This is a genomic window from Pseudoalteromonas sp. NFXS53 (assembly GCF_056629255.1).
Genome location: NZ_JBWVBR010000004.1, coordinates 196,218 through 209,853 on the forward strand (window position 1 = coordinate 196,218; position 13,636 = coordinate 209,853).

9 protein-coding genes are annotated in these 13,636 nt (G+C 42.8%); 5 read left to right on the forward strand and 4 right to left on the reverse strand.

The annotated features are described in order from the left end of the window. Positions 1 to 25: 25 nt before the first annotated feature. From AC1HJP_RS07125 to AC1HJP_RS07140, 4 genes are read right to left on the reverse strand one after another with little or no spacing between them, the layout of a single operon-like run. Positions 26 to 2,245 (reverse strand): TonB-dependent receptor, encoded by a 2,220-nt coding sequence (locus tag AC1HJP_RS07125; RefSeq protein ID WP_480361216.1) that lies wholly within the window; start codon positions 2,243 to 2,245, stop codon positions 26 to 28. Positions 2,246 to 2,250: 5 nt separating this feature from the next. Continuing rightward, a complete protein-coding gene (locus tag AC1HJP_RS07130; RefSeq protein WP_480361217.1) occupies positions 2,251 to 3,549 on the reverse strand; it encodes a lysine N(6)-hydroxylase/L-ornithine N(5)-oxygenase family protein in 1,299 nt (432 codons plus the stop codon). After that, positions 3,543 to 4,496, reverse strand: a complete 954-nt coding sequence (locus AC1HJP_RS07135) for a GNAT family N-acetyltransferase (protein WP_480361218.1) — start codon at positions 4,494 to 4,496, stop codon at positions 3,543 to 3,545. The genes AC1HJP_RS07130 and AC1HJP_RS07135 overlap by 7 nt, the downstream gene beginning before the upstream one ends. Position 4,497: 1 nt before the next feature. Continuing rightward, on the reverse strand, positions 4,498 to 6,276 hold the full coding sequence (locus AC1HJP_RS07140; RefSeq protein WP_480361219.1) for an IucA/IucC family protein: 1,779 nt from the start codon (positions 6,274 to 6,276) through the stop codon (positions 4,498 to 4,500). Between the two features lie 40 nt (positions 6,277 to 6,316). Here AC1HJP_RS07140 and AC1HJP_RS07145 point away from each other — a divergent pair, with 40 nt between their 5' ends. The 5 genes from AC1HJP_RS07145 (at position 6,317) to greA (ending at position 13,515) form a co-directional block, all read left to right on the forward strand. Further along, positions 6,317 to 7,462, forward strand: a complete 1,146-nt coding sequence (locus tag AC1HJP_RS07145; RefSeq protein ID WP_480361220.1) for a hypothetical protein — start codon at positions 6,317 to 6,319, stop codon at positions 7,460 to 7,462. 75 nt (positions 7,463 to 7,537) lie between these two features. Then, entirely contained in the window at positions 7,538 to 8,344 is an 807-nt protein-coding gene (gene dapB, locus AC1HJP_RS07150) for a 4-hydroxy-tetrahydrodipicolinate reductase (protein WP_480361236.1), read from the forward strand. 211 nt (positions 8,345 to 8,555) lie between these two features. After that, on the forward strand, positions 8,556 to 9,689 hold the full coding sequence (carA, locus tag AC1HJP_RS07155; protein ID WP_058030558.1) for a glutamine-hydrolyzing carbamoyl-phosphate synthase small subunit: 1,134 nt from the start codon (positions 8,556 to 8,558) through the stop codon (positions 9,687 to 9,689). A gap of 16 nt (positions 9,690 to 9,705) precedes the next feature. Continuing rightward, positions 9,706 to 12,924 carry a carbamoyl-phosphate synthase large subunit gene (carB, locus tag AC1HJP_RS07160; RefSeq protein WP_480361221.1) on the forward strand — a complete coding sequence of 1,073 codons (3,219 nt, stop codon included), beginning with the start codon at positions 9,706 to 9,708 and terminating at the stop codon, positions 12,922 to 12,924. 114 nt (positions 12,925 to 13,038) lie between these two features. Continuing rightward, complete coding sequence (greA, locus tag AC1HJP_RS07165) at positions 13,039 to 13,515, forward strand: transcription elongation factor GreA (protein WP_130256981.1); 477 nt, start codon at positions 13,039 to 13,041, stop codon at positions 13,513 to 13,515. Positions 13,516 to 13,636: the final 121 nt, after the last annotated feature.

Below are 13,636 nucleotides of genomic sequence, written 5' to 3' on the forward strand. Positions count from 1 at the left end.
TCATTAAAATAGAGAAAATTTATGCTTAGAAATTATATTGGTACGTGAGAGCAAAGCTTCTGCCACGGCCTTTATGGTCATATAAGCTCTCAGGGCCATATTTCGGGCTATAGAAGTAAATTGCACGTTTACCCCATTGTGTCGTGTAAGTTTTGCTGAATAAGTTGTTAACAGCAAACTGCACTTTACCATTAGCCAGTGGGTAGTCGGCGGTTAAATCAAATAAGGTGTAACCATCGATTTCACCATCAGCATCGTCTTCTAAATCAAGCATGGTTTTGCTTTGTAAACGCACGTTTAAATCGTTACCTTGCCAAGCTAAATAACTAGTAAATTTAGAGCTTGAAGCTTGTGTTACGCCAACTTTTTTCCAATCACCTTCTTTGTCTTGTGCCTCTGAAGAAATTAAGTGTGTTGAAATACCCGCTCGCCAAGCGGCGTTAATATCGTAGTCAAGCTGTGCTTCGATACCTTGAGTACGAGTTTTTGAGTCTGTTACTGAAATAAGTAATGTTTTCTTATCATAAGAAATCTTGTGATCTGAGCTGCTGTAGTAAGCTGCAATTTGTGCGCTGAAAGCGCCTTCACTAAAACGCCAGCCTAGTTCCATTGAATCAGTTTTAATACCAGCAAGTGCGGAGTTATTCACATCAACTACCGTACCTTCAACTAAGGTTAGGCTGTTTGCGCCCTCTTTTTGCTCATAACTTCCTTTTCCATAGAATTTCGCTACATTAGGTAATTCAAAGGCTTCGGCTGAGTTGAACCAAATTTGCTGGCTGTCATTTAGGTCATACACTAAGCCAAGGTTGAACAAGTTAACACTATAATCTGTACTGCCTCCTTTAATGGCCTCAGCAGAAGGTACCGCACCTGTTGTCACTTTAATTGCTGCGCTAGTACCGACAAAATCATGGACTGTGTTATCCATATTTTGACGGCGGTAACCGGCCGAAACTGCAAGGTTGTCTAACGCTTGATATTGAAGTTGTGCAAATAAAGCACTGGCATCAACTTCAAAACCTGGATAACGGTCTACGGCATAAATAGACTTCATTACAAGGCCACCAGAGTTTTGTGCAATGTCAGTGTCGTAATACGTTTGCAATGCATCAAACTTTTCAGTGTCGTAATCAAAGCCATAAGCGAAACTTAATTTGTCAGCCTGACCTGATAATACAAATTTGAAACCGGATGCATCGGTGTTTTGCTCTGAGCTTGAGAAATTCGCAATCGTACCTTTACTTAAACGTGGGCGAGGATAGAAATCAAAAATCTCTTCACGATCAAATGCTTGAATATTCAGCGTCTGTGAGAAAAAGTCGCTGTTAACATAGTTAAGGTTGATTAAAGTACGTTCAGTTTTTGGCGTGTGTGCAGAGTCTAACCCTTTGCGGATCTCAACGCCTGTCATATCACCAAACAACGCATTGGCCTGTGGACCAAAATACAAGCCATGTTCGCCATCGCTTTCATTATTATACTTTTGCACCATGGCTGATACAGTTTGTGAGTCAGTAAATTTATGGGATATGGATGCCATCAAATCTAAACTATCTGTGTATTGCAAGCCGCTTTGTGTGGTGTCCATAACAATCGCGTCGCCGTCGCCATCGTAGAGTGCATTCACTTTAGTATAAGCAAGTGACACACGGGCTTTGGTTTGAGCGTTTGCAAAACCATAGGCGCCTGCAATTGACGTATCAAAATCATCACTGCCAGCAAAGCCTGAGTGAATACCCACTTTTAGAGCATTATCTTCATTACCTTGCTTGGTGATGATGTTGATAACACCACCGGTACTACCGCCACCGTAGATTGCTGTGGTACCAGAAAGTACTTCAATACGAGAGATATTAAATGGGTCAATGGCATCAAGATGACGACTAATACCGCGTGAAGAGTTCAGCGACACACCGTCGATCATCACGACCATCTTTCTGCCACGCATATTTTGGCCATAGTTGGTTCTTGTCGTACTTGCTAAGTCTAAGCTTGGGATCAATTGCGCCAACGAGGTTTTAAAGTCATGGCCTGAATTGATTTGTGATTGAAGTTCTTCAAGATCGACCAGCCATACTGTGCCTGCAATATCAGAGATTTTTTGCTCAGTACGGTTAGCTGTAACTAAGATACGCTCATGATCATGGGTAGCTTGGGCGTCATCCGCAAGTACCACATTAGAGTTAAGCGCACATAAAAGGCTAGAAGCGATAAGAGTTAAGGTCGTTTTTTTCATATCCATGTTTATTAAACTGCTGTAGTTAAGGTTAAAGGTTGGGTGGATTCGGGCAGTGTCCAATCAATGAAATTCTGCGTTTCACTTAAATCGAACACATTTTTCCCTGCTAAATGATTAATAATTTTGGCGCTACGCCATGCCATTAGACTGAGCTGTGGCTCGGCAATACCATGACTGCTCAAGCCCGCGTTTACGGCATAGATCTGGTTGCCAGCTTGGTGCTGCCATTGCACGTTAAAATGACGGTCAAGTTGTAGTCCGCCATCTTTACTTAAATGTAATAGAGGTTTTAGTGGCTCAAGATATTGCGGCAGCACTGACTCAAAACCGGTGGCTAAGATGACATAATCGGCATCAAGCACTTCTTCGCTTTGATTTAATGAGTTGTAGCATTGCACCGCATAGCCATCGTTATGAGGCGTTAATTGTTGAGCGGTACGATTCGGTAATAAATGCACCCATTTACGTTCACCATTTACTTCGAAATGCTGATACAAATATTGGTAAATCTGTTTTAAGCATTCTGTTGTGATGCCATCACTGGCCAGCTTTTGTGCTTTTACTTCACGCTTTTTACTCAACTCAGGAAGTTCGAAGAAGCACTCAGTATATTGTGGTGTGAAGAACTCATTGGTAAAAGTGGCTTCATCTAATGGCTGGTAGTTTGGTCTGCGAGAGATCCAATAAAGCGCTTTAGGTTGACCCCAATAGTGCTGCAAAGTATTAAGCACTATGTCAGCACCGGTTTGACCACCACCAATCACTGCAACGCGCTTGTTGGTTAAATCGAGCTCTTTGCCCATGATCTCGCAAGCATGAAACACTTTAGTACCAAGTTGGGTCTTAAACTTCTCAGGTACATGTGGTTTTTTACCAGTACCAAGACAAATGTTTTTAGCTTGATACTCACCTTGCTCTGTGGTGATAACAAAATGATCTTGATGGTAATGAATGCTTTGTACACCTTCATTAAAATTCAGATTCTGTAATTTGCTCGCCGCCCACGCCATGTAATCTGAAAACTCGGTACGGCTGATCATGCTGATGTCAGTAGATAAAAAACGATAAAAGCGTTTTTTATCTACCAAATAGGAGAGAAAGCCAACACGACTAGTCGGTACAACCGCAGTTACTAGGTCTTTGAGGTAACAAGTTTGCATATGTGCCTCCGGTAGGAGTAAACCTGGATGCCATGCAAATTCAGCTTTGTTATCAAAGAAGCGATACTCTAGCTCGTTGGTTTCATTGAGTAGGGCAGCAATACTTAAATTAAATGGACCAATTCCGATCCCAGCAAGATCTAACATTGAAAATTCTCCTTGTAGAATTTAACTTTTTCGATTGAAACAAGCGCTGCGCGCTTATGTGGAAACTCGAATTCATATTCCTTTATGAATCCCAGTTTTGTAATTTGATTAAGTAATCTTTGATTATCGTGTCTTGGCTCGAGCACAATTTTTTGTGTCTGAGAACAATCTAAAAATATGAAGTGACTGATAGCAGTGCACCAAGCCTTAAAGTAACGGCTGCCTCTAAAAGCTTCATTACCGACCAATAAGTGCAAACCTCTGTCGTGGGCTTGCCACGGATAATAAGGTGCGATTCGGTCTTCACCTGCCCAGTACACTTCAAAATAGCCAAAAGCTTGGTCGTCGAAGTAGCCGATTAATGGTAAGTTAAAGGGAGTATGAAGTTTATTAGCTAAATAACTTTGCAGTTTTTCTTTTGACCAGTCTTGCTCCCAAAATTTGCTGACTCTTGGGTTGTGCATCCAGGTGTGGAATACATCTAAATCAGCAAGGGGATCTACTACTTTAAAACTAATGAATTTGCCAATATCTTGATTAAAGCGGCGATACACCTCACCACTTAAATTTACTGGGCGAGTAGGGCAAGCTCTATCTTCAAAGCGCTCTGTAAATAGAGCTCTTGTTTGTACTTTTAAACCATTAATGGGGTTTGCGTAAAATTCAAAACGAGAAAAGCTTTCACTGTCGAATGCGTTAATCAACCCTTGCCAAGCTTGTGATACATGCCATTGAGACGTTGGCAACTGAATATGTTGAATACTCGGGTGGTGGTAAAACACACCATCGATTAAAAATATCAGTTGCTCTAAGCTATTAATTCGCTCATCGAATTGCGCCACAAAGCAATGGCCAAAGGTAATTTCACCTTGTAAGGCGAGTTTTTGGGCGTGACTTATGACACCCGACTCAGACTTTTCGAGCGGGAAACTATGTTCTAATAACATCTCAATTCACCTTTTGCTGAGTCTGGGCCAGTAAATTTGCTATGTCGAAATAAATCACAGCAGGATCTTCTATGGTGTTCTCGTTATCACCGGTGAGATAGCAATAGAAATTACCTTTGCACTGGAAAGCGGCTTGCTCGAGAATTTGTTGTAAACATTGCTTGTCTTTTGCTGTGCTTAAAATACCCGATAACGATGAATGCAACTTTTGGCACCAAGTATGTTCATCTTTAAAACCTAGTTGGCTTAAAGCGGCAATCACGGCATAGCCACTATTGATAATCACATAGTAAGGAAAGTATCGGGTGATCTGTGCTTGGCTCCAGTGGTGTTCAATATCACTGTGAATGTCTTTACACTGAGCAGAGAACTGCGCGATCCCAAGTTCAGAAAAACCAAAGCCTTGGCAATCACGAATGAAGGTTTTACTAGGTAAACCTTGTGCAAATTCAATGACAATATTTTGCTGGTGAGCCAGACAAACTAGGCCTAAATTGGCTTGCAGGTCACATAATGGCAAGACGACTTTTTGACTAAAATCTTTAAACCATAGTTCAGCGGCTTCTTCTAAAGTCACTTGATAATTCTTGCTTACACGTTTGAGTTGCTCGAGTAACAAGTGACTTTGATCATCAATAGGGAGCTGACCAAGCGTAGCAAGCACTAAGCTCTCGCTATTTTGATTCAGTTGTTGGTTTTCTCTAAATAAGAAAATGCTTTCTTCGATCACTTCATCATTAAAGCTCAGTGCGCACCAAGCCGGTTCTTGCAATACCACAAATTCAGGGTAGTGTGACTGCCAGTCTTTAAAGGTGTCAGTTTGGCAGGCATCAAAAACGCGTAGACCTCGTTTACACTCTTTGACTGATAAGGTTCTGACTGAATTAGTCAGCTTAATATTTAAAGAGTATTTCAGTTGGTAGTCGACTTCGGGTTGGCAGATAGCACGAACTGATGATGTCGCTGACCAGGCAAGGCCATGTTCACCTAATTCACTGATTAACTTATCGCTTAGCAGTGTTTGAATACTGCCTAGACCTTGCAGGTATTGCCATTGCCATGGGTGCATAGGAATGACAGCAAAATCGTTGTTTACGTTTGCAGCTAATTTAGGGGCGCTTTGTGTCACAAGGGTGTCTAAATAACTTTCAAGTGCTTGACCTTCAGCATCCCCCACTAATACAGCGCGAGAGACCTTTAACCAAACCAACTGAAATTTCGCACCAAACTCAGGGCTATATTTGGCCCATTCGTCATGTGCTAATTGCTGACGACTCTTTGCTGCCGGATGAAAGTTATGTCCAGCGAGCAGTCCTTGCTCAGCTTCTATAAAATTCAAAGGGCCAGTTGTTAAGTGCGAGATATTTGGGTGATTTTGCAATGAGGCCTCAATAAACTTTTGGCTTTGTAATACCTGCGCACTGAACTGTTCAATTTGAGGGCGTGAGAAGGCTGCAATTTTATCTGCATGAGGTAGCAGTAAATGCAGGGCTTTTTCAAATGAGATGGTTTCAATTGAAGCAGACTGAGCATCTTTTAATAGGATCTCTCCAGTAAAATGATGAATGCCAACTTCTGAAAAATAATGAATGGGTAGCAAGATGTCATGATGATCATCAAGCGAAATCGTAATAGCAGGATGCTGCTGAAATTGGGTGTGCGCCCAATTGGTATTTTCTCGTAAATAGGCGTTGGCAAAACTCGACCAACTAAAGCTTTTATTTAACACCGTTTCAATCCTTGGGTTATAAAACTGGTTGCGAATGATAACGGTTTGCATTATCGTGTCAACAAAAATTTGACCCTAAGTTAAGAACATAATGAATAAACAGATTTCATGGCTAGTTGTCGGAGGCGGTTTGCTTGGTGTCAGCCAGCAAATTGCGCTGGTGGTATTACCTTTACTAGCCGACATCATGTCGGTGCCTTACGAAACCTTGGTTAATTGGCAGGCAGCAGGGTCTTTTTTATTTTTATTCTCAAGTGTCTATTGGGCCAAAATGATGGCCAAGAAAGGCGTCTCACATGTGGTTAAACTGACAACTGCAGGCTTCTTATTAAGTAATCTTATACTGCTGTTTTTATGGCTTGAATATGACTGGCTATCAGTGGAAATAATGTTAGGGATATTTATTGTCAGTCGTATCGTGCACGGTATTTTTAGTAGTGGAATTGTGCCGCAGTTACAGATCAGTGCCCTGATGTTGTATCCACAAAATACAATTGGCGCACTTGCTAAAGTGAGTCTAGGGGGCACACTGGCAAGATGTTTGACGCCTTTAGCTTGTATTGGACTCCTTATGATTTCACCGACCTGGGTGTTTGCACTGCCTTTATTACTAGGTTTATACGTGCTTTTGATTACCCCAAGTTTGTCAAAAGGCAAAAGCAAAGAAAAAGTAAGTGGCTCACCACACCAGCATTGGGGTTTGCTTGTTGTGGCGTTTATCTGCGCATTTAGCTTGTGCTTTGGCCAGTTTAGCTTGGTTCAAGTGCTCACACGCTTCATTCCAGATAATAGCGCACAAGTCAGTCAATGGGTGGCGATTAACTTAGCGATCACAGCATGCCTCAGTACCATTAATCAGGTTTACTTTATTAAAAAACAAAAAGTAGATTCAGAACGTTTACTGGTACTGAGTTTAGCCGTTGCATTTGTCATGGCTGGGGCGAGTAGTATGGCAAGTCATATAGTGGTTATGTGTATCACAGTCTCTTTGATATTTGTTGCGCTTAATAGTGCAACCTTGGCGTATACCAATGTCATTGTGGCAAAAGCAGGTAAACAATATACCAATTACATTACTACCACACACACTTTAGGTTATGCATTAGGTGCTGTGTTTGTGAACTTTTCTCTTACTCTGCCTTATGCTTTAGTTTGTGCAGCCTTGTTTATTGCATTTAGTTTTATTGTTCGTCGATTTATCCGCTATGTATATCCAAAACAAGCTGAAACGGCATAAATGCATGAGATATGAAATTTTTAAAGATGATTTATGGCTACAAACTCTGTATAAACACAGAAAATTTGAATGGGGATGAATATGACTAACATCGCAATTTTTGGCGCCAATGGCCGAATGGGCAAAGTGTTGTGTGAAGCAGCGCTTATTTCAGGTAATACTTCACTCGCGGCGGCTTATGTACGTGACCAACATGATTTAATTGGCACTAAAGTGCAGCATTTTATTAATCAGGGTGAAACTGACGTTGCTTTCTCAACAGAAGCTGTGATTGCCGAAGGCGTCGATGTAGCCATTGATTTCACTTTACCTGCGGGTATGAAAAAGCACTTAGCGACAGCACTAGAGCGTAAAACGCCTTTAGTGATTGGCACAACAGGTTTAACCACTGAAGATATGGCTGAGCTTGAACAAGCGGCGAAACATATTCCTATCGTGTTCTCTCGTAATTTCTCTGTTGGTATCAACTTATTAGAAAACCTTGTAAAACAAGCTGCAAAAACGCTGAGCGATGACGTAGATATTGAAGTGTTTGAGTTGCACCACAGACATAAAATCGATGCCCCATCGGGTACTGCTTTAATGATTGGTGAAGCGATAGCTGAGGCTAAAGGCTGGGATCATGATGAAGTTGCTATCTTTGATCGTAGTCAAGATGAGCATGAAAAATCTCAAAAAGAGATTGGCTATTCAGTTATGCGTGGCGGTGACATAGTAGGTGAACATACGGCTTATTTTGCTGCAGAAGGCGAAAGACTTGAATTAACCCACAAAGCAAGCTCTAAAATGACCTTTGCTAAAGGCGCTGTAAGGGCTGCAGCTTGGTTAAAAGACAAGCCAGTTGGACTTTATACTATGCAAGATGTGCTAGGATTTAGATAGAAAAGTTACTTTTTTAACCGTTTCAAGTAAAAAAACAGTTAAAGGGGATATTTTTAATTTTTTAAGGTTTTATCATAGACCTTTCTCAAGTTTTCATCTAAAATACTTGGAATTTGCCAAATTTTCATAAGTGGCGTGTTACCAAGCGCTTTTTAAACGGGTATTCCGGCTTTGTTGGCTGGGTCCCGTTTTTTACCATTAGGAGGTTAACTTGACTAAATCCGCTCTGTTAGTCCTAGAAGACGGCACAGTGTTCCGCGGTACAGCTATCGGTGCTGACGGTATGTCAGTTGGTGAAGTTGTATTCAACACTTCGATGACTGGTTATCAGGAAATTTTGACTGATCCATCGTACGCAGAACAGATCGTAACTCTGACTTACCCGCATATCGGTAATACGGGTACTAATAGCGAAGATGAAGAAGCGAACAAAATCTGGGCGAAAGGCCTAGTAATTCGTGATTTACCTTTGCTTGCTAGTAACTTCCGTAACGAGCAATCACTAGATGATTACTTAAAGCAGCGCAATATTTTAGGTATCGCAGATATCGATACACGTAAGTTAACGCGTATTTTACGTGATAAAGGCGCGCAAAACGGTTGTATCATCGCTGGTGATATTGACGAGCAAAAGGCACTAGAAGCTGCACAAGCTTTCCCGGGCCTAAAAGGTATGGATTTAGCCAAAGTTGTGTGTACAAAAGAGCAGTACACATGGAATGAGACAAGCTGGACGCTTGGCGAGGGCTTTAAAACACTTGCTGATGAAGATGCGAAATTCCACGTGGTTGCTTATGACTTCGGTGTGAAGAAAAACATCCTTCGTATGCTAGTAGACCGCGGTTGTAAACTAACAGTTGTTCCTGCAGAAACCTCCGCTGCAGACGTGTTAGCACTAAACCCAGATGGTATCTTCCTTTCAAATGGTCCTGGTGATCCAGAGCCTTGTACTTACGCAATCGAAGCAATCAAAACTTTCCTTGAAACAGACACGCCAATTTTTGGTATCTGTTTAGGTCACCAGCTTTTAGCCCTAGCTTCAGGCGCGCAAACGGTGAAAATGAAGTTTGGTCACCACGGTGGTAACCACCCGGTTAAAGACCTAGACCGTAATGTTGTTATGATCACTGCGCAAAACCACGGTTTCGCAGCAGATGAAGCAAGCCTACCAGAAAACTTACGTGCGACGCATGTATCGTTATTCGATGGCACATTACAAGGTATTCACCGTACTGATAAGCCAGCATTTAGCTTCCAAGGTCACCCAGAAGCGAGCCCAGGTCCTCACGACGCTGCGCCACTGTTCGACCATTTCATTGAACTAATGCAAGCACGTAAAGCGTAATTAGAGCGGAGTAACCATGCCAAAACGTACCGACATACAAAGTATTCTAATTTTAGGTGCAGGCCCGATCGTTATCGGTCAGGCGTGTGAGTTTGACTACTCAGGCGCGCAAGCTTGTAAAGCACTTAGAGAAGAGGGTTACCGAGTTATCCTAGTTAACTCAAACCCTGCAACTATCATGACTGACCCAGAAATGGCTGATGCGACTTATATCGAGCCAATTCACTGGGAAGTTGTTGAACGTATCATTGAAAAAGAAAAGCCAGATGCTGTACTACCTACAATGGGTGGTCAAACTGCGCTTAACTGTGCACTTGACCTAGACAAGCACGGCGTACTTGCAAAGCACGGCGTTGAGCTAATCGGTGCAACAGCAGATGCAATCGACAAAGCAGAAAACCGTGAGCGTTTTGATGCAGCGATGAAGGCGATTGGCCTTGAGTGTCCTCGCGCAGAAATCGCACACTCAATGGATGAAGCACGTGACACGTTAACGCGTATCGGCTTCCCATGTATTATTCGTCCTTCTTTCACTATGGGTGGTACCGGTGGTGGTGTTGCTTACAACATGGAAGAGTTCGAAGAGATCTGTACTCGTGGTCTTGACCTTTCTCCAACAAGCGAGCTTCTAATTGATGAAAGCTTACTAGGTTGGAAAGAGTACGAGATGGAAGTTGTACGTGACAAAAACGACAACTGTATCATCGTATGTTCTATCGAGAACTTTGACCCTATGGGTGTTCACACAGGTGACTCAATCACTGTAGCACCAGCACAAACACTAACTGACAAAGAATATCAGCTAATGCGTAACGCATCGATGGCGGTTCTTCGTGAGATCGGTGTTGAAACCGGTGGTTCAAACGTTCAGTTTGGTGTAAATCCAGATGATGGCCGTATGGTTATCATTGAGATGAACCCGCGTGTATCTCGTTCATCTGCACTTGCATCAAAAGCAACTGGTTTCCCAATTGCGAAAATCGCTGCAAAATTAGCAGTAGGTTACACGTTAGACGAGCTTCAAAACGACATAACAGGTGGCGCAACACCTGCATCGTTCGAGCCGTCAATCGACTACGTTGTAACTAAGATCCCTCGTTTCAACTTCGAAAAATTCGCAGGCTCTAACGACCGACTAACGACTCAAATGAAGTCGGTAGGTGAAGTTATGGCAATCGGCCGTAACCAGCAAGAGTCACTTCAAAAAGCACTTCGTGGCTTAGAAGTTGGCGCAACCGGTTTTAACCCAGTTGTAGCACTAGATGACCCTAGCGCGAAAGAAAAAATCGTCCGTGAATTACGTGAGCCAGGTGCCGAGCGTATTTGGTACGTTGCTGATGCAATGCGTCACGGTATGAGCGTTGAAGATGTGTTTGAGCTGACTAAGATTGACCGTTGGTACCTAGTTCAAATCGAAGACATCATCAAAGATGAAGCAAAAATCGCTGAAGGCGGCATGGCTGGCCTTAACAAAGATTTCTTACGCCGCTTAAAGCGAAAAGGTTTTGCTGATGCGCGTATCGCAGAACTACTTGGTGTAAGCGAGTCTGAAGTACGTAAGAAGCGTCACACGCTAGAAGTATTACCTGTATACAAGCGCGTAGATACGTGTGCGGCAGAATTTAGCTCAGACACAGCTTACATGTACTCATCATACGATGAAGAGTGTGAAGCGAACCCGTCTGACAAAGACAAGATCATGGTTATCGGCGGTGGCCCTAACCGTATCGGTCAAGGTATCGAATTCGATTACTGTTGTGTACACGCAGCCCTTGCTATGCGTGAAGATGGTTACGAGACTATCATGGTTAACTGTAACCCTGAGACAGTTTCTACAGACTACGACACATCAGACCGTTTATTCTTCGAGCCAATCACGCTAGAAGACGTACTTGAAATCGTTCGTGTTGAAAAGCCAAAAGGCGTTATCGTGCAGTACGGTGGTCAAACACCACTTAAACTAGCGCGTGAACTTGAGGCGAATGGCGTGCCTATCATTGGTACCTCTCCGGATGCGATCGACCGTGCAGAAGACCGTGAGCGCTTCCAACAAATGGTTGAGCGTTTAGATCTTCTTCAGCCTGAGAATGCAACGGTTACTTCACTAGAAGAAGCAATTGCTAAATCAGCTGAAATCGGCTTCCCACTGGTTGTACGTCCTTCATACGTACTAGGTGGTCGCGCGATGGAAATCGTATATGACGAAGACGATTTACGTCGTTACATGACAGAAGCGGTACAAGCGTCAAACGAAGCGCCAGTACTTCTTGACCGTTTCCTAGATGACGCGATTGAAATCGATGTTGATGCAATCTGTGACGGTGAGCAAGTGATCATCGGTGGTATCATGGAGCACATCGAACAGGCCGGTGTACACTCAGGTGACTCAGCATGTTCACTACCAGCTTACTCATTAAGCCCTGAAATCCAAGACCGCATGCGTGACCAAGTAACACGTATGGCATTAGAGCTTGGTGTTGTGGGCCTTATGAATACTCAGTTTGCTGTTAAAGATGGCGAAGTATACCTAATCGAGGTTAACCCTCGTGCTGCGCGTACTGTACCTTTCGTATCAAAAGCAACGGGTGTTGCACTGGCTAAAGTAGCTGCACGTTGTATGGCGGGTCAGTCTCTTGCAAGCCAAGGCGTGACGAAAGAAATCATTCCTCCATACTACAGCGTAAAAGAAGTTGTACTTCCATTCGCTAAGTTCCCTGGCGTTGACCCAATGCGTGGTCCTGAAATGCGCTCAACAGGTGAAGTAATGGGTGTGGGTGACACATTCGCAGAAGCATTTGCTAAAGCACAGCTTGGTGCAGGTAACGTATTACCTCGCGCTGGTCGTGCATTACTGTCTGTTCGCAACGGAGATAAGAAACGTATTGTTGATCTTGCTCGTAAGATGCGTGAACTTGGCTTTGAACTAGACGCCACTGGCGGTACTGCAAAAGCACTTGAAGAGGCGGGTATTGAAGCGCGTCGCGTAAACAAGGTTTACGAAGGTCGTCCTCATATTCTTGACCGTATCAAAAATGGTGAGTACAGCTATATTGTAAACACTACTGAAGGTCGTCAAGCAATCGAAGATTCTAAAGTGCTTCGTCGTGGTGCACTACAAGGCAAAGTGAACTACACAACAACGCTTAACGCTGCATTTGCTAACTGTAAAGCAAACTCTGCAGATGACCGTGCAACGGTTTCTTCAGTACAAGAGCTACACAAGCGCGTAAATTAATTGTCGAAGCATTGCCTAGTCTATGCATCGTGATATAGACTTAGTCAATTAATTGAAATATTAAAGCCCGGTATTACCGGGCTTTTACTTCTGTACTTCTGGGAAAGAATGACAATGCAACAAACTCCGATGACAGTACGTGGTGAGCAACTACTACGTGAAGAGCTAAACGAATTAAAAACAGTTCGTCGTCCTAAGATCGTGGCTGACATTGCGGAAGCCCGTGAACACGGTGACTTAAAAGAAAATGCTGAATACCATGCTGCACGTGAAGAGCAGGGGTTCTGTGAAGGTCGTATTCAAGAAATTGAAGCAAAACTGTCGACTGTACAAATTATTGACGTTACTAAGATGCAAAATAATGGCAAAGTTATTTTCGGTTCTACAGTGACAATCGTGAATTGTGACACAGACGAAGAAACAACTTATCGCATTGTGGGTGATGATGAAGCAGACATCAAAAGCAATCTGATTTCATTTAACTCGCCAATTGCACGTGGTTTGATAGGTAAAGAATTAGATGATGCGGTAACCATCAAAACGCCAAATGGTGATGTTGAATTCGAAATTATTGAAGTTGAGTACATCTAACTTTAATAACTTCTTGCTGTACATACTTTAAAAAAAGCCAAGCATTCGCTTGGCTTTTTTATGCCTGTAATACCGTGTAATTGCAAAGTCTGCATGATAATTTAAAGTTAACTTATAAAAG

Coding starts and splice junctions, on each gene's coding strand:
- AC1HJP_RS07125 (WP_480361216.1), bottom strand. CDS start 2,245: ATGGATATGAAAAAAACGACCTTAACTCTTATCGCTTCTAGCCTTTTA.
- AC1HJP_RS07130 (WP_480361217.1), bottom strand. CDS start 3,549: ATGTTAGATCTTGCTGGGATCGGAATTGGTCCATTTAATTTAAGTATT.
- AC1HJP_RS07135 (WP_480361218.1), bottom strand. CDS start 4,496: ATGTTATTAGAACATAGTTTCCCGCTCGAAAAGTCTGAGTCGGGTGTC.
- AC1HJP_RS07140 (WP_480361219.1), bottom strand. CDS start 6,276: ATGCAAACCGTTATCATTCGCAACCAGTTTTATAACCCAAGGATTGAA.
- AC1HJP_RS07145 (WP_480361220.1), top strand. CDS start 6,317: ATGAATAAACAGATTTCATGGCTAGTTGTCGGAGGCGGTTTGCTTGGT.
- dapB (WP_480361236.1), top strand. CDS start 7,538: ATGAATATGACTAACATCGCAATTTTTGGCGCCAATGGCCGAATGGGC.
- carB (WP_480361221.1), top strand. CDS start 9,706: ATGCCAAAACGTACCGACATACAAAGTATTCTAATTTTAGGTGCAGGC.
- greA (WP_130256981.1), top strand. CDS start 13,039: ATGCAACAAACTCCGATGACAGTACGTGGTGAGCAACTACTACGTGAA.